This is a genomic window from Streptomyces sp. NPDC054047 (assembly GCF_055585065.1).
The window spans coordinates 215494-232746 of sequence record NZ_JBVJKV010000006.1 but is presented as its reverse complement, the minus strand read 5'-3'; the positions used below and the strand labels follow the sequence as shown (position 1 = coordinate 232746).

The window sequence follows — 17253 nt, the reverse complement described above, 5'->3', positions numbered from 1 at the left end:
GCCACGCACCTCGACCACAACCACCCCCAGCCCAAAGGGACTTCGGCAAGGGTTCCCAGGACCGGGGTGGAGCAGGACGACCTCGTGGTGGGCCGCCAGGTCGCCCTGCTCACTCAGCTCTCAGCTCTCAGCTCTCAGCCGGTGTCAGTACCACGAAGTCCGCGTTCGACGGGTCGAGGCAGACGGCGAGGCGGCCGACGCCCTCGACGTCCTCGGGGCCCATCTGCACACTGCCGCCGTTCTTGGTGACCTGGGCGACCGCGGCGTCGCAGTCGGTGACGGCGAAGACCGGGTGCCAGTACGGCCGCCCGTCCGTCCGCGCGAGGTCCTCCTTGCCGAGCTGCATCAGACCGCCCTGCATGCGCTCCTCGGGACGCCCCTCGGGGGTGACGAGGGTGTATGTGCCGGCGCCGCCCGGCAGCTCCATCTCGCTGAACTGCCAGCCGAGGACACCGCCGTAGAACTCCTTCGCGGCGGCGGTGTCGGTCGTCAACAGCTCGGTCCAGGACAGCGAACCCGGCTCGTCCGCCAGCTCGAAGCCCGAGTTCGTGCCCGGCTGCCAGACGGCGAACTGGCCGCCAAGCGGGTCGGTGTACTGCGCCATCCGACCCCAGTCGTCGAGGTCCCTGGGCGCCACCCGCACCGTGCCACCCGCGCGCTCCACGGCCTGGGTCGTGGCGTCCGCGTCGGTGACCGTGTAATAGATCATCCAGGCCGGGCGGGCGCCCTCCTCGGTGAGCTTGCCGAGCCCGGCGACGGTCTTGCCGTCCTTCTGGAACATCCCGCCGTCCATGTCCTCGGTCTCGCCCATGGACTCGTACTCCCAGCCGAGCACCGCGCCGTAGAAGGCCGCGGCCGCCCGGACGTCGGGGGCACCGAGGTCGAGCCAACAGGGGGAGCCGGGAGTGAGATCAGTGGTGATCACGACGATTCCCTTCGCAGGTCCTTGATTCCCCTCACAGGTCCTTGCAAGACCAGCCTTGCACTCACCACTGACAGTCGCGCGTCGGCATCCCGCCGGACCGGAACCGCCCACCGGGACGCGCCCCCGAGGCCTGGCACCGCATGCCCCGCGCGGGGAAACTGGGCGGCATGTCCATGCGAGACCGGACGGTCCGATCTATTCGAGACCGGGTGGTCCGAGTCGACCCCGGCGTCGAGGTGCCCGAGGCGGCGGATGGCGAGTTGTGGACGGCCGGGGCGGTGATCCTCAACGAGCGGGACGAGGCGTTCGCGCAGAAGCGAGGGCCCGACCGGTGCCTGTCGGGTTCGACAACTACCGTGCCGTCGGCGGCGATCCCGCCCGGACCTTCCTCGACCTCCAGGCCGACTGCGCCCGGGAGTACGAGGACTTCGCGACGGCGGACGGCTGGGAGATCGTCGACGTGGACGACGCCTCCGAGAGGACGGGTTCAGCCGCCGAGAAGGTGACGGCCGCCGTCCTCACCGCGGCGGCGCGACACCTCATCGGCGCTCCCCAGCTCATCGACGATCCCTAAAGTGGGGGCCACTCCCCGCTTCATGTTACGGTCGCTCTCGACCTCGAAACGGGGAGCCCTCCCCACTTCCGTCCGGGAGCGTCCATGCGCACGCAGCAGCCCACCGTCGAACTCGCCGAGCTCACCGACGACTTCACCGCCGACCCCTACTCCGCCTTCTCCGCACTGCGCTCCCGCGGACCCGTCCACCACGTGCGTTTCCCCTCCGGGGACGAGTCGTGGCTGGTGGTCGGGCACGAGGAGGTGCGCGCCGCGTTCGCGGCCCCCGGGCTGCGCAACGACGTGCGGCACTCGGCCGACTTCGAGGACGACGGGCTGTACGCCGTGGGCCGCAACATGCTCCAGGTCGATCCGCCCGACCACACCCGCCTGCGGACGCTGGTGGCCCGCGAGTTCACCGCCCGCCGCGTCCAGGCGCTGCGGCCCCGCGTCCAGGAGGCCGCCGACGCGCTCCTGGACGCCGTGGCCGCCGACGGCCGTGCCGATCTGGTGGCCGCGTACGCCTATCCGCTGCCGCTCACCATCATCTGCGAGCTGCTCGGCGTGCCCGACGCGGACCGGGCCGCCTTCCGGGCGTGGTCCACGAAGGTCGTCGCCCTCGACGATCCGGAGCAGTCGGCCCGCGCCTCCCAGGAGATGGCCGTGTATCTCGCGGGGCTCGCGGAGGAGAAGCGGCGGCTGCCGGACGCGGCGGAGAGCGATCTGCTGCACGCCCTGGTCCGCGCCCACCACGGCGAGAGCCCCGACCGGCTCACCCCGGAAGAACTGCTCGGCATGGCCTTCCTGCTGCTCGTCGCAGGGCACGAGACCACCGTCAACCTCATCGCCAACGCCGTCCACCTGCTGCTCGGCCACCCCGCGCAGCTCGCCGCCCTGCGGGCCGACCCCGAGCTGCTGACGGGCGCCGTGGAGGAGACGCTCCGCTTCGAGTCACCCGCGCCGGCGGGTACGTACCGCTACGCCGCCGAGCCGATCACCATCGGCGGCACCGCGATACCAGCGGGCGCACGTGTCGTGCTCTCCATCGCCGCCGCGAACCGCGACCCCGCGCGCTTCACCGCCCCCGAACGGTTCGACATCCACCGCGATCCGGCCGCGACCCGCGCCCACCTCGCCTTCGGCCACGGCCTGCACCACTGCCTCGGCGCCCCATTGGCCCGCCTGGAGGCGACCCTGGCCCTGCGCACCCTGCTGGACCGCTTCCCCGATCTGTCCCCCGACGGCGACCGCACACCGCAGTGGCGCCCCAGCCTCATGCGCAGCCTGCAAGAGCTGCCGGTGAGCTGGTAACCACGAGGCCCCGCCACACCGGCGTATTCACCCTGGAGGGGCGGGCGTCGCGGTGTCGCGGTGTCGCGGTCTCGCGGTCTCGCGGTGTCGCCGGTGCTCATGCGAGGTGCTTCAAGGTGCTACGGGCATGGGCCAGGAACGCCCGTGCCGCTGGGCTCTCGGCCCCCGCCGCCCGCCATCCCAGGGCGAGCCGACCGCGCAGGGCGGGGCGGGTGGACAGCACATGAAGCCCTTCCGGGTGGTCACGGACGATCGGCTCGGGCAGGATCGCCACGCCCATGCCGTGCGCCGCGAGCCGCGCCAGGACCCTCGGGTCGCTCGCCTCGAAGGCGATGCGCGGCCGGAACCCGGCAGCGGCACAGGCGGCGTCGATGTCTCCCCGGGTGCCGGTGGCGTGCGTGAAGGTGATCAGCGTTCGGTCGGCAAGTTCCGTCAGCGCGAGCCGGTCCCGCTCGGCCAGTGCGAGTGGGTCGTCCCGGCTCACGGCGGCCACCAGCGGTTCGTCGGCGATGATCTGGAGTTCGACGCCGGGCGGCGATGCCTGGGCCGGGGCGAGTACGGCCGCGTCGATGCGGCCGGCGGTGAGTGCCGCGGCCAGCTCGTCCGAGCTGGCCTCCCAGAGGCTGATGTCCACGGCCGGATGGCGGCGGTGGAAGGAGGCGAGGAGCCCGGGCAGATCGAGGGCGGACGCCATGGTGACCGTGCCGACCGCGACACGGCCGCGCAGCAGCCCGGTGTACTCGTCGACCGCGAGTTGGGCGCCCGCCACGGAGGCGAGCGCGGAGCGCGCGTACTCCAGCACGGTGGTACCCACCTCGGTGGGGCGGACCGTCCGGCCCGAACGGTTCAGCAGCCGCTGCCCCAGCTCGCGCTCCAACTGGCGTATCTGGGAACTCACCCCCGGCTGGGTGACGTGCAGCCGGGCCGCGGCCTTGGTGAAGCTGGCCTCCTCGACCACGGCCACCAGGTATTCGAGCTGCCGCAACTCCATAACTGAGAAGCATAGTTGGGCGAAGAAGTAGTACTTGGACTTCTGAACTGTCCCTGATCGACAGTGAATCCATGGAAAACAACGAACTCGGCAGCGCCGAAGAGACCGGCATACTGATCGCGGGGGCCGGAATCGGCGGACTGACCGCCGCGCTCGCCCTCCACGCGGAGGGCATCAGGGCGACCGTCGTCGAACGCGTCCGGCAGATCGCCCCTCTCGGAGTGGGCATCACCCTCCAGCCGCACGCGGTGCGCGAACTGACCCGGCTCGGCCTCGGGGACACCCTCGCCGCGACCGGCGTCGCCACCGCCGAACAGGTCTACGCCGACGAACGCGGCGCACGCCGATTCACCGAGGCAGTCGGCGTGGCGGCCGGGTACCGCTGGCCCCAGTACGCGGTCCACCGGGGCGAATTGCAGCTCCTGCTGCTCGACGCGGTGCGCGAGCGGCTCGGCCCGGACGCGGTCCGCACGGGAACGCGCCTCGAGTCCTTCGCCGACGAGCAGGACACGGTACGGGTCCGGGTGACCGACCGGGCGACCGGGCTACCGACGGTGATCGAGGCCCAGGCGCTGGTCGGCGCGGACGGGGCCCGGTCCACGGTACGGGCGGCGCTGCACGCGCAGGAGGGCCCGATGCGCTGGTCGGGGGCGCGGATGTGGCGGGGCGTCACGGAGGTGACGCCCTTTCTGACGGGCCGATCCTCGGTCATCGCGTACGACCGGCGGAACGTCCAGCTGGTCGTGTACCCGATCTCGGCGCGGCGTCCGCTGGTCAACTGGGTGTGCGCGGCGCCCGAGGCAGGGCCGGGGCCGCTGATCGAGAGCGCGGGCTGGAATCGCGAGGGGAGCGCCGACGACGTACTGCGCCACCTCGAGGGCTGGGACTTCGCCGCGCTCGGCGTGGACCTCCACAGGCTGGTCACCGGCAGCCCGGCCATCTTCGAGTACCCCATGGTGGACCGTGATCCGCTGCCGCGTTGGGGGCGGGGGCGTACGACACTGCTCGGCGACGCCGCCCACCCCCTGTACCCGACGGGCGCCAACGGCGCCTCCCAGGCGATCGTGGACGCCCGGACCCTCGCGGCACAACTGGCGGCCGGGGGCGGCGTGATCGCCTCGCTCGCCCGCTACGAGGAGGCGCGCATCGGGCCCACGGGGGACGTGCTGCGCGCGAATCGGCAGATGGACCGGAGCATGCGCGGAAGAAGGGGCAACGACTCGGTCGCCACGATCACGGCCAGATACCGGCGGACGACGGGCGGAGACGTACCGACGGTCAACGCGAAGGCGTGACACCGGAGCGCCTCGCCCCCGCCGAACGTCTTGCCGGAAGTCTTCGCCGCGACCACTGAACACACCGCGCGGGGCCGGGAGTTGCCGCCCGGCCGCCGGCGGGAACGATCAGCGCACCCGCCCCCGCGGCTTCAGCGGCACCGGCGGCAAGTCCGGTGCCGGGATGCGGTCACCGTCGTAGCCCTTCACCTCCCCGAAGCGCGAGCTTTCCATCCAGTCCGAGCGGGCCCGGGCGATGTCCTCGTTCGACCGCCCGATGAAGTTCCACCACATGATCAGTTCCTCGTCGAACGGCTCGCCGCCCAGCAGCATCAGGTCCGCGTCCGACTGGGCGTGCAGGGGCAGTTCGGTGCGGCCGCAGCCGAGGTAGAGCATCGAACCCGGCAGGACGGGGACGCCGTCGACCCGGGTCTCGCCGGACATGCACAGGACCGCGTACTCGAAGTCGGGGTCCAGGGGCAGGCGTACGTCCGCGTCGCGGGTCAGGGCGAGGTCGGCGCCGACGATCGGGGTGTAGGTCGTGCCGGGGGACGTGGTGCCGTCGACCGTGCCCAGGATCAGGGTCGCCGACAGGCCGGGGGCCGTGACCAGGGGCAGCTCCGGGTGGTGCTCGAAGCGCGGGTCGGTGTTGCGGTGGGCGTCGGGCAGTGCCACCCACAGCTGGGCGCCGTGCAGGAGGCGGGCGTGTTTCCTGGGGCTCTCCTCGGAGTGCGAGATCGCCTTGCCCGAGGTCATCAGGCCCAGTTCGCGGGGGCGGATCGTCTGGAGGCTGCCGGTGGAGTCGCGGTGCAGGACCTCGCCCTCGTGCAGCCAGCTGACCGTCTGCAGGCCCATGTGCGGGTGGGGGCCCACCTGCATGCCGGGCTCGTCGGCGATGTCGTCCGGGCCGTAGTGGTCCACGAAGCACCAGGCGCCGACCATGCGGCGGCCCAGGTTGGGCAGCAGGCGGCGGACCTCCGTGGATTCACCGAGCTTGACCTTGCGGGGGCTGAGGAGTTCCCGGACCGGTTCGGCTACGACGAACCCGCGCCCGCCGCACTGGGACGGAACCGCCTCACGATCAAGATTGCTCATGCCGGACAACCTAGACCCGTGGAGCGCCGGACGTCAGGCTCGCGCTCCGGTCATTCCGGAGGAACCGCCGTCCCGGAGGAACCACTCTGTGGAATTTTCAACCACCTGGGGCGGTTGGAGGGCTCGAAGGAGGCAACAGTGGACACGATGTACTACGACCACGGAACCGCGGCGGAGCGCTGGGAGCGCGCGCGGCAGTTCTTCGACGCCAAGGAGTACGCCACGGCGGCGCGCATCCTCGGCACCCTGGCCGACGAGGTGCCGGAGCAGGTCGCCCCGCGTCTGCTCCTTGCCCGCGCCTACTACCACTCGGCGCAACTGCGGCGCGCGGAGACCGAGTTGCGCACGGTCGTCGAGCTCGACCCCGTCGAGCAGTACGCCCGGCTGCTCCTCGGCCGCACGCTCGAACGCCAGGGACGCGACGCGGACGCGGCCCCGCACCTGCGAATGGCCGCGGCCCTCTCCGGGGATTTCGCGGAGGCCTGAGCCCGGCAGCGCCCGGGGGGTGAGGCGGACGGTCCGGCACGCCCGGGCCGTCACGCCCACAGCGCCTCAGCGAGCGCGACACCCACGTAGACCGCGCCGAGCGCCGCGACCACGCTGCTCACGACGTTGACGGCCGCGTAGAACCGGGCTCCGTCCTCGGAGAGCCGCAGCGTGTCGTACGAGAAGGTCGAGTATGTCGTCAGGGCGCCGCACAGGCCCGTGCCCAGGAACAGCTGGGTGTGGGAGGAGGCGGCGCCCGCGACGGTCGCGCCGGTGAGCACGCCGAGGATCAGGCTGCCCGCCACGTTGACCACGAACGTTCCCCACGGAAAGGCCGTGCCGTGCCTGGCCTGCACGGCGCGGTCGGTGAGGAACCGCAGGGGGGCGCCGATCATCGCGCCCGCCACCACGCAGAGCCAGTTCATCGGCCCACCCCTGGGCCCGCCCCGGCCAGGCCCGCGAGGCGGCGCGTCGCCCACGCCGCGCTCCACACCGCCGCGAGGGCGGCGAGCAGCGTCAGCGCGAGGTAGGCCAGGCCCGTGCGGGCATGGCCGCCCTCCACCAGGCGTTCGATGTCGACCGCGTAGGTGGAGAAGGTGGTGAAGCCGCCGAGCACGCCGGTGCCGAAGAAGGGCCGCAGCAGGCGGTGCGGCGACGCGCGCACCTCGGTGAGGACCACCATGAGGACGCCCATGAGCGCGCAGCCGACGACGTTCACCAGCAGCGTCGTCGCGGGGAAGGCGCCGGGGGCGGTGGGCCAGATCAGGAACGCGCCGTAGCGGGCCGACGCGCCGATCGCACCGCCGACGGCCACGACCGCCACCACGGGCCACACGCCGTACTCCCTCACCTGTGCGGAATCGACAGCCCCTCCCGGGATCACGGGACCAAGGGGCCACGGGATCACGGGATCACGGGAAAACCGTCGAAGATCGCTCTCAGGCTAGCTGCCCGAGGGTGTGTCCCGCAGACCGAGGCGCAGGTGCTCGACGTGGAAGAGCGCCTGGTCGAGGAGTTCGGCGACGTGGTGGTCGTAGAGGGCGTAGATGACGGAGCGGCCGTGCCGTTCGCCGGTGATCAGGCCGAGATTGCGCAGCAGCCGCAGCTGGTGGGAGCAGGCCGACTGCTCCATGCCGACCGCCTCGGCCAGGTCCCCGGCCGCGCAGGGGCCCTCCTGCAGACGGGCGAGGATCAGCAGCCGTGAGGGCGTCGCCAGGGCCTGGAGGGTGGCGGCGACGTCGGCGGCCCCCACGCTGTCCAGGCGTTCCCGCGTGGTGGTGGTGCTCTTGTCGTCGACTCCGTGGCCCATGGAGTCATCCTATCGATGACACATGAAAATCTGTTCATTCGTTCCTGTACGGTGAGGGCGTTGCCGTTCCCCAGCCCGTGAAGGGTTCCTTCGCCATGCCCACTGCCCTGCTCCCCCGCTCCGACCAGGGGCCTTCCGCCGGTCCGACCGCGGCTCCGCGCCGTCGGACCCGCGTCCTCGCCCTCGCCGAGGCCCGCTGGGCGGCGGCAGCGACGGCGGCGTTCCTGACCGCGCTGCCGCTCCAGTTGACAGGGGCCGTCGCGTGGACGTGGGGCGCGCTGTACGCCGTCGCGTACGTCGCCGGGGGCTGGGAGCCCGCCCTTGCCGGGCTGCGGGCGCTGCGCGAGAAGACCCTGGACGTGGACCTGCTGATGATCGTCGCGGCCCTCGGGGCGGCCTCGATCGGGCAGGTGATGGACGGGGCGCTGCTCATCGTCATCTTCGCCACGTCCGGCGCGCTGGAGGCCATCGCCACCGCGCGCACCGCGGACTCGGTGCGCAGCCTGCTCGACCTCGCGCCCACCACGGCCACGCGGCTGACCGACGGAGGCGGTGAAGAGACGGTCGACACAGCCGAGTTGAAGGTCGGCGACGTCGTCCTCGTACGCCCCGGTGAGCGGGTCGGCGCGGACGGCGAGGTGCTCGACGGCGCCGGCGACGTCGATCAGGCGACGATCACCGGGGAGCCGCTGCCGGTCACCAAGGAGCCCGGGGACGAGGTGTTCGCGGGGACCCTGAACGGGGCGGGTGCGCTGCGGGTGCGGGTCGGCCGCGACGCGTCGGACTCGGTGATCGCGCGGATCGTGGCGATGGTCGAGGAGGCGTCGGAGACCAAGGCGCCCACGCAGCTGTTCATCGAGAAGGTCGAGCAGCGCTACTCGCTGGGCATGGTCGTGGCCACGCTCGCCGTGTTCACCGTGCCGCTGGCCTTCGGCGACGACCTGACCGGGGCCCTGCTGCGGGCCATGACCTTCATGATCGTGGCGTCGCCGTGCGCGGTGGTGCTCGCCACCATGCCGCCGCTGCTCTCGGCGATCGCGAACGCGGGCCGGCACGGCGTCCTGGTCAAGTCCGCCGTCGTGATGGAGCGGTTGGGGCAGGTCGACGCGGTCGCCCTGGACAAGACGGGCACGCTGACCGAGGGAACTCCCCGGGTGACCGCTGTCCACGCGCTCCCCGGCAGCGGCCTCACGGAGGACACTCTCCTCGCGCTCGCGGCGGCGGCGGAACACCGCAGCGAACACCCCCTGGCCCGCGCCGTGGTGAGCGCTGCGCGCGCTCGCGGCCTGGACCTTCCGGCGGTGACCGACTTCGCGTCCGCGCCCGGCATCGGGGTGAGCGCCACGGTGGAGGGCGCCACCGTCGAGGTCGGCGCTCCGGCGCGGCTGCTCGGCACCGGAGAGATCGGCGCGGCCCAGGACGCGGCGAGCACCATCAACACCCTCGACCGGGCACGGCAGTTGGGCGAGGACGGCCAGACCGCCGTCCTCGTCCTGCGCGACGGAACCCCCGTGGGCGTGCTCGGCATCGCCGACCGCCTGCGCCCGGACGCGGCGGCCACCGTCACCGCCCTCACGTCCCTGACCGGCACGGCCCCGATGCTGCTCACCGGCGACAACGCGCAGGCCGCCGCCCGGCTCGCGGCGGAGGTCGGCATCGATGACGTACGGGCCGGACTGCTCCCGCAGGACAAGGTCGCGGCGGTGCGCGCTGCGGAGGGTGCGGGACGCAAGGTCCTCGTCATCGGGGACGGCGTCAACGACGCGCCCGCGCTCGCCGCCGCGCACACCGGCATCGCGATGGGCCGGGCCGGCTCCGACCTCGCCCTGGAGACCGCGGACGCCGTCATCGTGCGGGACGAACTCGCCACCGTGCCCAAGGTGATCGCCCTGTCCCGGCGGGCCCGCGGGCTCGTGGTGCAGAACCTGGTGATCGCCGGCGCGTTCATCGCCGTCCTGGTCACCTGGGACCTGGTCGGCACCCTGCCCCTCCCCCTCGGCGTACTCGGCCACGAGGGCTCGACCGTGATCGTGGGGCTCAACGGGCTGCGGCTGCTGCGGGACGCGGCATGGCGGGACGCGGGCGACTGAGCGGGGGCCCGTCGCCGCAGTGTGTGCGACGGGCCCCCGACCAGGCGGCACGGATGCCGCGTCGGCTATCCGCGGTAGGTCTCCAGCAACCGCAGCCACACCTCGCTGACCGTCGGATACGCCGGAACCGCATGCCACAGCCGGTCGATCGGCACCTCTCCCGCGATCGCCACCGTCGCCGAGTGGATGAGTTCGCCGACGCCGGGGCCCACGAAGGTCACGCCGAGCAGGACCTCGCGGTCAAGGTCGACGATCATGCGGGCGCGGCCTTCGTAGCCGTCCGCGTAGAGCCCGGCGCCCGCCACGCCCGCCATGTCGTAGTCCACGGCCCGCACGCGGTGGCCCGCGGCTTCCGCCTCCGCGAGGGTGAGGCCCGCCGATGCCGCCTCGGGGTCGGTGAAGACCACCTGGGGTACGGCGGCGCGGTCGGCGGTGGCCGAGTGCGCGCCCCAGGGGTCGGTCTCCAGGAGCGGGACGCCCTGGGCCCGGGCGGTGATCGCGGCGCCGGCGACACGGGCCTGGTACTTGCCCTGGTGGGTGAGGAGCGCACGGTGGTTGGCGTCGCCCACCGCGTACAGCCAGCTGCTGCCCTGCACCCGCAGGCTCTCGTCGACCGGCATCCAGGAGCCGGGGTCCATGCCGATCGTCTCCAGGCCGAGGTCGTCGGTGCGCGGGGCGCGGCCCGTGGCGAAGAGGATCTCGTCGGCCTCGATCGAGCCTCCGTCGCCGAGGGTCGCGGTGATCGTGCCGTTGTCCCTGCGCACGGCCGTGACGGAGACGCCGGTGCGGACCTCCGCGCCCGCCTCCGTCAGCGCCTTGGCGACCAGCTCCCCGGCGAACGGCTCCATGCGGGGCAGCAGCCCTTCGCCGCGCACCAGCATCGTGACCCGCGAGCCCAGCGCCTGCCAGGCGGTGGCCATCTCCACGGCGACGACGCCGCCGCCGACCACCGCGAGGCGGCCGGGCACCCGGTCGGCGCTGGTGGCCTCGCGGCTCGTCCACGGCTTGATGTCGGCGAGGCCCGGCAGGTCGGGCAGCGCGGCGCGGGTGCCGGTGCACACCGCCACCGCGTGGCGGGCGGTGAGGGTCTGCTCGCTCCCGTCGGAGCCGGTGACGGTCACCTGGCGGGTGCCCGCGATGCGGCCGTGGCCGCGGAAGAGCTCCACGCCGATCGACTCCAGCCAGCCGACCTGGCCGTCGTCCTTCCAGTGCGAGGTGTAGTCGTCACGGTGCGCGAGCACGGCTGCCGCGTCCAGGGGGCCCTGCACCGACTGGCGTAGTCCCGGCACCTTGCGGGCGTCCGCGCGGGCGATGACCGGGCGCAGCAGCGCCTTGCTCGGCATGCACGCCCAGTAGGAGCATTCGCCCCCGACGAGTTCGCTCTCCACGATCGCCACGCTCAGGCCGCCCGCGCGGGCCCGGTCCGCGACGTTCTCCCCCACGGGACCCGCACCCAGGACCACTACGTCGTATGTCTTCGAATCCGTCATGGAAGCCAGTGTGGTCGCAGGTGTGCGACGTGGCCACATGGGTACGCGCGCGGAACGAGCACGGGTGAGCGCGAGGAATACGTCCGACGCCCGGGCCGTTGTGCACAGCGGCTTCGACCGACAGCAGTAACAGCAGGAAGAGGGAACACCATGAGCAGCACGACCGTGGAGCTCACCAAGGAAAACTTCGACCAGACGGTCACGGACAACGAATTCGTCCTGATCGACTTCTGGGCGGAGTGGTGCGGTCCGTGCAAGTCGTTCGCGCCCGTCTACGACAAGGTCGCCGAGGCCAATCCCGACATGATCTTCGGCAAGGTGGACACGGAGGCGCAGCCTGAGCTCGCTCAGGCCTTCGGCATCCAGTCGATCCCGACGCTGATGATCGTCCGCGACCAGGTGGCCGTGTTCGCACAGCCCGGCGCGCTGCCCCAGGAGGCCCTGGAGGACGTCATCGGCCAGGCCAGGAAGCTGGACATGGACGAGGTCCGCAAGTCCGTCGCCGAGGAGCAGGCCAAGGCGGAGGCGCAGGAGCAGTAGGAAGCCCCTCGAACGGACTCTTGCAGCGAACGGCCTCGAACAACAGGGTCAGCTGGACTCGCGGTGCACCGCCGTCGCACCGAGCACGTCGTGCACCTCGGGCTCCATGCCCGGGTCGCGCACGACCCGGTCGACAAGCTGTGCGAGCTTCTGCCCTGACGGCAGCTCGATGCGGACCGTGCTGAGCCGCGGCCGCAGGAGCCTGCCGAGCATCAAGTCGTCGGCGCCGATCATCGCCGTCTCCTCGGGGACGGCGATGCCTTCGTCCTGCAGCGCCCGCATCAGGAGCATCGCGTACTCGTCGTTGTACGTGAACACCCCGTCGATGCCCAGCGTGCGCCAGCGGGCCGCGAGCCGGGCCGCCGACTCCTCGTCGTAGGCCAGCGGCAGCTCGCTCATGGTGGTGTCCGTGCCGTGCCGGGCGAGGGCGGCGCGGACGCCTTCGGCGCGCGGGCGCGCGAAGGGTTCGAGGCCCGGTTCCTCGGGGATCACGACGCCGATGTGCCGGCTGCCGCGCGCCAGGAGGTGGGTGGCGGCGCACTGCCCCACCAGGCGCTGGTCCATGAGCAGGGCGTGGGCGCCCTCGGCCCGCTGCGGGCCGATCGTGAAGACCGCCTTGGCGCCCGAGCGCTTCAGGACGCTCACACCGCGCGCGCCGAGCCCCGAGGCGTCGGGGGCCAGGACCGCGACCGGGCGCAGCTCGGCCCAGGCGCGGGCCGCCTCCTCGCCGGTCAGACCGAGGCTGCCGTACTGCACGACGGTGTAGTCGAACCGGCTCAGCGCCCACTGCAGCTCGTTGAAGAACTCGCTGAAGAGCGGGCCCGCCGGGATCTGCGGCGTGGGCATCAGGACGACGCGGGTGTGCCCGGCGCGCAGGCTGCGGGCCGCGGCGTGCGGGACGTACCCCAGCTCCTTGGCGGCCTCGTGGACGCGGCGGCGGGTGGGCTCGCTGATGCGGACGGCGCTCGTGTTGTTCAGGACGTACGAGACGGTCGCGCGCGAGACCCCCGCCAGACGCGCCACGTCGGCGCTGGTCGGCACGGAGTACTGCGCGGGCTGCTGTGCGGTCTTGTTCGGTATCTGCACCATGACGGGGCTCATCTTTCCAGACGGCGCGGGGGCGCTCCCAGGCGGGCGTCGGGGCGCCACCGGCCTGTTCCGGAGCGCTCTCGGCGTGCCGTGCGCGGCACGAACTGCCCTGCCCTCGTACCGCGTTCCCGGCGCGCCCGTTAACGTGCGTGCACCTGCCCGTCGATCAAAGGTGCCCCCACATGACTGCCGACCGTGCCGACGGACTCGCGCGCACCGCCCGCGCGCTGGCCGCGGGAGAAGTGTCCTCGCGTGCGCTGACGGAGCGGACGCTGGCACGGATCGAGGCCTCGCAGCCCGTGCTCAACGCCTTCAAGCTGGTGCGGGCCGAGGCCGCGCTCGCCGAAGCGGACGCCGCCGACCGGGAGTTGGCCTCCGGCCAGACGGGGCGGCCGCTGCTCGGCGTGCCGCTCGCCGTGAAGGACGACACCGACATAGCGGGTGAACCGACCGCTTTCGGCTGCCGGGGCGACTTCCCGCCGAAGGAGGAGGACGCCGAGTCCGTGCGCCGGCTGCGGGCGGCCGGAGCGGTGATCGTCGGCAAGACCAACACCTGCGAGCTGGGCCAGTGGCCCTTCACGGAGGGGCCCGGCTTCGGGGACACCCGCAACCCCTGGCACCCGGCGTACACCCCCGGTGGCTCGTCGGGCGGCTCCGCGGCCGCGGTCGCCGCCGGGCTGGTGCCCGCGGCGCTCGGCTCGGACGGCGCGGGCTCGGTGCGCATCCCCGCGGCCTGGACCCATCTCGTCGGGATCAAGCCGCAGCGCGGCCGCATCTCCACCTGGCCCTGGCCCGAGTCCTTCAACGGCATCACGGTCAACGGCCCGCTCGCCAGGACCGTCGCCGACGCGGCCCTGCTGCTGGACGCGGCGAGCGGCAACCACGGCGGTGACCTGCACAAACCGCCCGCCATCAGGGCCGCGGAGGCGGCCACCCGCGAACCGGGGCGGCTGCGCGTCGCCCTCTCCCTGCGCATGCCGTTCACCGCGACCCCCAAGCGCCTGCACCCCGTGGTGCGCCGCAAGGTCATCGTCCTGGCGGACCGGCTCGCCGCGCTCGGCCACGACGTCGTGGAGGACGACCCGCGCTACGGCCAGATCGGCCTCGACTTCGTGCCGCGCGCCACGGCCGGCATCACCGAGTGGGCCCGCGAGCTCCCCGATCCGCACCTGCTCGACCGGCGGACCAAGGAAGCGGCCCGCCTGGGCCGCCTGCTCGGCGGCGCCCCGCTGCGCCTGGCCCGCCGCGCCGAGGCCGCCCTGCACCGCCGGGTCGGCGCGATCTTCTCGACGTACGACGTGGTCCTCACGCCCACCACCGCCACTCCCCCGCCCCGGATCGGCACCATGGCCGCCCTCAGCGGCTGGCGCACCGACCAGGCCATGATCGCCGCCTGCCCCTACGCGTGGACGTGGAACGTCCTGGGCTGGCCCGGCGTCAACGTGCCCGCGGGCCGGGTGGGCGACGGTCTGCCGGTCGGCGCCCAGCTGCTCGGACCGGCGGGCAGCGAGCCGCTGCTGATCTCCCTCGCCGCGCAACTGGAGGCGGACCAGCGCTGGTACGAACAGTGGCCGGCCGCGGCCTAGCCCGCCGCCAGCGTCCGCCACAGCGCCGGGTCCTCGAAGCCGATGGCCCACAGGACGGTGTGGCGCACGCCGTACTTGCGCAGGACCGGCAGATGCGCCGCCGTGCCGCGCGCGTCCTGGTACCAGACCGTGCGGCGCTCGCCGCCTTCGCTGTACGTGAAGTGCGGCGTCTTCGACGCGGGGTCGATGCGGTAGGGCGCGCCGACCCGCCGGCGCAGCGCCTCCGCCTCCTTCCACGTGACGTGCTTGGCGCGGGCCTTGCTGCCGACCGCCCAGTCCCAGCCGTAGCCGGGCAGCCCCATCTCCAGCTTCCCGGCCGGGACTTCGGCGGTGGCGTTGCGCAGGATCTCCTCGTACCAGGCGGGCGACGACAGGGGGCCTGGCGGCCCCATGGACCAGTGCTGGTCGTAGGCCATGATGCGCAACCGGTCGGCGGCGGCGCCCAGTCGGCGGTAGTCCCAGACGCGCCCGCTGATCCGCGTCTTCGGCGACACCGTGATCACGCACTGCTTGCGCAGCGCGTGCAGCCGCGCGCACAGGTCGGTGACCATCGTCGCGTAGCCCGCCCCCACCTTCTTGTAGGCGGCGTCGCCGGTGGGCGCGATGGACTCGTAGTCCAGGTCGATGCCGTCGTACGAGCGGCTGCGGACGATCCGCAGGAGCGCGTCGACGTGCTGCGCGCGGCGGGCCTTGTCGGTGACGACGGCCGCGAGCGCTCCGGGCCGCATGCGCTCCATGACGGTCGGCACGACCTTGACGCCCGCCTTGTGCAGCCCGTCGATGACGCGCCGCGATCCGGCGCCGGTGTGGCCCGCCACCGTGGTGGCCGTCTTCGCCTCGTACCAGAAGGGGCTGACGGTGTGCAGTTGGTCCGCGTGGCGCAGGGCGTCCTGGTACGCGGCTTCCTGGTCCCAGTAGGGAAGCCACCCCGAGACGGTGCGCGGCGGTGGTGCGAAGCGGTCGGTGGGCTGCGGGAGCGTGGGCTGCGGGAGCGTGGGGGCAAGTGCCGTGCCGCAGAGGGCGAGGACCGCGGTGAGCCGGGCCCGGCTGAGGTGTCGTCGTGGCGCCATGGACCCGAGCCTGCGGGCCATCGGGCGGACCCGCCCTGCGGGTTGGGCCAGAGGGGTTCTACGGTGGCCCGCGTGACAGCCAACACCGATGACCCGCAGATGTCCGCACACCCGGGCCGCACGGGCCGCACCGCGACCACCGAGGCCGAGCCGCGCGAGGTCGGCCAGGTGCAGACGACGTACGCCCCCGCCCACGACGGCGATCCCGACCCCGGCGAGATCGTCTGGACGTGGGTTCCCTACGAGGAGAACGACGGGCGCGGCAAGGACCGTCCCGTCCTGGTCGTGGCCCGCGAGGCGCGCGGCACGCTGCTCGCCGTGCAGTTGTCCAGCAAGCAGCACGCGAGCGATTCGGACTGGGTGCCGATCGGCAGCGGGCCGTGGGACCGTGAGGGCCGTGAGTCCTGGGTCGGCATCGACCGGGTGCTGCGGGTGCACGACGCGGGCATGCGCCGCGAGGCGTGCGCCCTTGACCGGATGCGGTTCAATCTTGTCGTCCGGCGGCTCCAGGAGCGCTACGGCTGGCGGTAGTTTCCCGAGGCGGCCCGAGCCGCCCCCTTGAACCCCGCGCCGAACGCCTTCTCGAAGGCGGCCCGTGTCACCGCGCCGCGCGTGCGGTCGAGCACCCCGAAGACGATGTGCTCGAAGTACCCGCGGAACCGGCCGCCTTCGTCGAGCAGCGTCCGGAAGGCGTCGGCCACCTGCGCGGGGTCGTTCTGGAAGACCCCGCAGCCCCACGCGCCCAGTACCAGCCGCCGGTAGCCATGGGTGGCAGCGGTCTCCAGGACCCGCTCCGCGCGCCCGGCCAGGGCGGCCGGCAGCTCCCCGGCGCGCTCGGGGGTCTGGCGCAGGACGACGCCCGCGTTCGGCGCCGCCGAGGTCAGGAAGCCGACCGGGTACGGCGCGTCGAGGAGCCGGCCCCGGTCGTCGCGGAAGACCGGCACGGCCGGGGAGTGGATCACGCGGTCGCTGTAGAAGGGGTCGCGGTCGGCGCGGTGGTGGTCGTAGAACTCCCTCGCCTGCCGCACGCACGTGTACAGCGCAGAGGCCCGGCACAGCGCCTCTTCCTGGGCCTGGGCCCCGTTCAGATAGCCGCCGCCGGGATTGCGCGCGGAGGAGAAGTTCAGGGCGGCCACCGGGCCGCTGTCCTCCGCGCTCTCCGTGGCCTCCGCACCCGTCAGGCGGTGCGCGGCCTCCAAGCTGCTCTCCCCGGTCACCTCGACTACCGTGGAGGTCAGCTCGGGCGGCGTCACGGGAGTCACGTCCAGGGCCGCAGGACCGAACATCCGCGTGCCGGAGCGCGCGGCGTCCACCGCATCCGCGATCCACACCTCGCGGCCACCAGGAGCGGCGTACCACCCCGCCGCCACGATCTCCTCGGTCTGCTGCGCGATGCCCCGCAGCCGCGCGCTCATCCTCGCTCCCCCGACCCGAACCCTGACCT

At 73.0% G+C, this 17253-nt stretch carries 18 protein-coding genes; 8 read left to right on the top strand and 10 right to left on the bottom strand.

Features of this window, described 5'->3' with window-relative positions:
• Positions 1–127: 127 nt before the first annotated feature.
• Positions 128–925, bottom strand: a complete 798-nt coding sequence (locus ACZ6ZP_RS23395; RefSeq protein WP_469408224.1) for a VOC family protein — start codon at positions 923–925, stop codon at positions 128–130.
• 331 nt (positions 926–1256) lie between these two features.
• On the opposite strand from ACZ6ZP_RS23395, the gene ACZ6ZP_RS23390 reads away from it, so the two are divergent.
• Positions 1257–1499 carry a hypothetical protein gene (locus tag ACZ6ZP_RS23390; RefSeq protein WP_469408222.1) on the top strand — a complete coding sequence of 81 codons (243 nt, stop codon included), beginning with the start codon at positions 1257–1259 and terminating at the stop codon, positions 1497–1499.
• An 84-nt stretch (positions 1500–1583) separates the two neighbouring features.
• On the top strand, positions 1584–2789 hold the full coding sequence (locus tag ACZ6ZP_RS23385) for a cytochrome P450 family protein (RefSeq protein WP_469408220.1): 1206 nt from the start codon (positions 1584–1586) through the stop codon (positions 2787–2789).
• Positions 2790–2886: 97 nt separating this feature from the next.
• Here ACZ6ZP_RS23385 and ACZ6ZP_RS23380 read toward each other — a convergent pair whose 3' ends face one another.
• The gene (locus ACZ6ZP_RS23380; protein ID WP_469408218.1) at positions 2887–3780 is read right to left on the bottom strand and encodes a LysR substrate-binding domain-containing protein; all 894 of its coding nucleotides are present in this window, start codon (positions 3778–3780) and stop codon (positions 2887–2889) included.
• A 71-nt stretch (positions 3781–3851) separates the two neighbouring features.
• Between ACZ6ZP_RS23380 and ACZ6ZP_RS23375 the strand changes: the two genes are divergently transcribed.
• Positions 3852–5075: an FAD-dependent monooxygenase gene (locus tag ACZ6ZP_RS23375; RefSeq protein ID WP_469408216.1), complete on the top strand. Its 1224-nt coding sequence runs from the start codon at positions 3852–3854 to the stop codon at positions 5073–5075.
• A gap of 108 nt (positions 5076–5183) precedes the next feature.
• On the opposite strand, the gene ACZ6ZP_RS23370 is transcribed toward ACZ6ZP_RS23375, so the two are convergent.
• A complete protein-coding gene (locus ACZ6ZP_RS23370; protein WP_351164206.1) occupies positions 5184–6149 on the bottom strand; it encodes a pirin family protein in 966 nt (321 codons plus the stop codon).
• A 138-nt stretch (positions 6150–6287) separates the two neighbouring features.
• Between ACZ6ZP_RS23370 and ACZ6ZP_RS23365 the strand changes: the two genes are divergently transcribed.
• Entirely contained in the window at positions 6288–6635 is a 348-nt protein-coding gene (locus tag ACZ6ZP_RS23365) for a tetratricopeptide repeat protein (protein ID WP_351164204.1), read from the top strand.
• A gap of 50 nt (positions 6636–6685) precedes the next feature.
• Here ACZ6ZP_RS23365 and crcB read toward each other — a convergent pair whose 3' ends face one another.
• The 3 genes from crcB to ACZ6ZP_RS23350 are packed head-to-tail and all read right to left on the bottom strand — an operon-like array spanning position 6686 to position 7944.
• Complete coding sequence (gene crcB, locus ACZ6ZP_RS23360) at positions 6686–7060, bottom strand: fluoride efflux transporter CrcB (RefSeq protein ID WP_351164203.1); 375 nt, start codon at positions 7058–7060, stop codon at positions 6686–6688.
• A complete protein-coding gene (locus tag ACZ6ZP_RS23355) occupies positions 7057–7518 on the bottom strand; it encodes a FluC/FEX family fluoride channel (protein WP_383821660.1) in 462 nt (153 codons plus the stop codon). The genes crcB and ACZ6ZP_RS23355 overlap by 4 nt, the downstream gene beginning before the upstream one ends.
• Before the next feature lie 60 nt (positions 7519–7578).
• Complete coding sequence (locus tag ACZ6ZP_RS23350) at positions 7579–7944, bottom strand: ArsR/SmtB family transcription factor (protein WP_351164200.1); 366 nt, start codon at positions 7942–7944, stop codon at positions 7579–7581.
• Between the two features lie 95 nt (positions 7945–8039).
• On the opposite strand from ACZ6ZP_RS23350, the gene ACZ6ZP_RS23345 reads away from it, so the two are divergent.
• The gene (locus ACZ6ZP_RS23345; protein WP_469408215.1) at positions 8040–10034 is read left to right on the top strand and encodes a heavy metal translocating P-type ATPase; all 1995 of its coding nucleotides are present in this window, start codon (positions 8040–8042) and stop codon (positions 10032–10034) included.
• Between the two features lie 65 nt (positions 10035–10099).
• On the opposite strand, the gene ACZ6ZP_RS23340 is transcribed toward ACZ6ZP_RS23345, so the two are convergent.
• Positions 10100–11524 (bottom strand): dihydrolipoyl dehydrogenase family protein, encoded by a 1425-nt coding sequence (locus ACZ6ZP_RS23340; RefSeq protein ID WP_399983205.1) that lies wholly within the window; start codon positions 11522–11524, stop codon positions 10100–10102.
• Positions 11525–11674: 150 nt separating this feature from the next.
• Between ACZ6ZP_RS23340 and trxA the strand changes: the two genes are divergently transcribed.
• Positions 11675–12064, top strand: a complete 390-nt coding sequence (trxA, locus tag ACZ6ZP_RS23335; RefSeq protein WP_351164195.1) for a thioredoxin — start codon at positions 11675–11677, stop codon at positions 12062–12064.
• Between the two features lie 48 nt (positions 12065–12112).
• Here trxA and ACZ6ZP_RS23330 read toward each other — a convergent pair whose 3' ends face one another.
• The gene (locus ACZ6ZP_RS23330) at positions 12113–13153 is read right to left on the bottom strand and encodes a LacI family DNA-binding transcriptional regulator (protein WP_351164193.1); all 1041 of its coding nucleotides are present in this window, start codon (positions 13151–13153) and stop codon (positions 12113–12115) included.
• Between the two features lie 182 nt (positions 13154–13335).
• Between ACZ6ZP_RS23330 and ACZ6ZP_RS23325 the strand changes: the two genes are divergently transcribed.
• Complete coding sequence (locus tag ACZ6ZP_RS23325; RefSeq protein WP_366464385.1) at positions 13336–14739, top strand: amidase; 1404 nt, start codon at positions 13336–13338, stop codon at positions 14737–14739.
• Here the strand turns inward: ACZ6ZP_RS23325 and ACZ6ZP_RS23320 are convergent.
• Positions 14736–15809: a glycosyl hydrolase family 18 protein gene (locus tag ACZ6ZP_RS23320; protein WP_366464384.1), complete on the bottom strand. Its 1074-nt coding sequence runs from the start codon at positions 15807–15809 to the stop codon at positions 14736–14738. The two genes, ACZ6ZP_RS23325 and ACZ6ZP_RS23320, sit on opposite strands and share 4 nt — an antisense overlap.
• A gap of 72 nt (positions 15810–15881) precedes the next feature.
• Here ACZ6ZP_RS23320 and ACZ6ZP_RS23315 point away from each other — a divergent pair, with 72 nt between their 5' ends.
• Positions 15882–16340 carry a type II toxin-antitoxin system PemK/MazF family toxin gene (locus ACZ6ZP_RS23315; RefSeq protein ID WP_399983195.1) on the top strand — a complete coding sequence of 153 codons (459 nt, stop codon included), beginning with the start codon at positions 15882–15884 and terminating at the stop codon, positions 16338–16340.
• Here ACZ6ZP_RS23315 and ACZ6ZP_RS23310 read toward each other — a convergent pair.
• The gene (locus tag ACZ6ZP_RS23310) at positions 16325–17224 is read right to left on the bottom strand and encodes a TIGR02452 family protein (protein WP_366464382.1); all 900 of its coding nucleotides are present in this window, start codon (positions 17222–17224) and stop codon (positions 16325–16327) included. The genes ACZ6ZP_RS23315 and ACZ6ZP_RS23310 overlap by 16 nt on opposite strands.
• Positions 17225–17253 lie beyond the last annotated feature (29 nt).

Excerpts from the sequence above, each read along its gene's own strand:
- crcB (WP_351164203.1), bottom strand. The coding sequence starts at position 7,060 with ATGAACTGGCTCTGCGTGGTGGCGGGCGCGATGATCGGCGCCCCCCTG.
- ACZ6ZP_RS23310 (WP_366464382.1), bottom strand. The coding sequence starts at position 17,224 with ATGAGCGCGCGGCTGCGGGGCATCGCGCAGCAGACCGAGGAGATCGTG.
- ACZ6ZP_RS23380 (WP_469408218.1), bottom strand. The coding sequence starts at position 3,780 with ATGGAGTTGCGGCAGCTCGAATACCTGGTGGCCGTGGTCGAGGAGGCC.
- ACZ6ZP_RS23375 (WP_469408216.1), top strand. The coding sequence starts at position 3,852 with ATGGAAAACAACGAACTCGGCAGCGCCGAAGAGACCGGCATACTGATC.
- ACZ6ZP_RS23385 (WP_469408220.1), top strand. The coding sequence starts at position 1,584 with ATGCGCACGCAGCAGCCCACCGTCGAACTCGCCGAGCTCACCGACGAC.
- ACZ6ZP_RS23320 (WP_366464384.1), bottom strand. The coding sequence starts at position 15,809 with ATGGCGCCACGACGACACCTCAGCCGGGCCCGGCTCACCGCGGTCCTC.
- ACZ6ZP_RS23370 (WP_351164206.1), bottom strand. The coding sequence starts at position 6,149 with ATGAGCAATCTTGATCGTGAGGCGGTTCCGTCCCAGTGCGGCGGGCGC.
- ACZ6ZP_RS23345 (WP_469408215.1), top strand. The coding sequence starts at position 8,040 with ATGCCCACTGCCCTGCTCCCCCGCTCCGACCAGGGGCCTTCCGCCGGT.
- ACZ6ZP_RS23325 (WP_366464385.1), top strand. The coding sequence starts at position 13,336 with ATGACTGCCGACCGTGCCGACGGACTCGCGCGCACCGCCCGCGCGCTG.
- ACZ6ZP_RS23340 (WP_399983205.1), bottom strand. The coding sequence starts at position 11,524 with ATGACGGATTCGAAGACATACGACGTAGTGGTCCTGGGTGCGGGTCCC.
- trxA (WP_351164195.1), top strand. The coding sequence starts at position 11,675 with ATGAGCAGCACGACCGTGGAGCTCACCAAGGAAAACTTCGACCAGACG.
- ACZ6ZP_RS23350 (WP_351164200.1), bottom strand. The coding sequence starts at position 7,944 with ATGGGCCACGGAGTCGACGACAAGAGCACCACCACCACGCGGGAACGC.
- ACZ6ZP_RS23330 (WP_351164193.1), bottom strand. The coding sequence starts at position 13,153 with ATGGTGCAGATACCGAACAAGACCGCACAGCAGCCCGCGCAGTACTCC.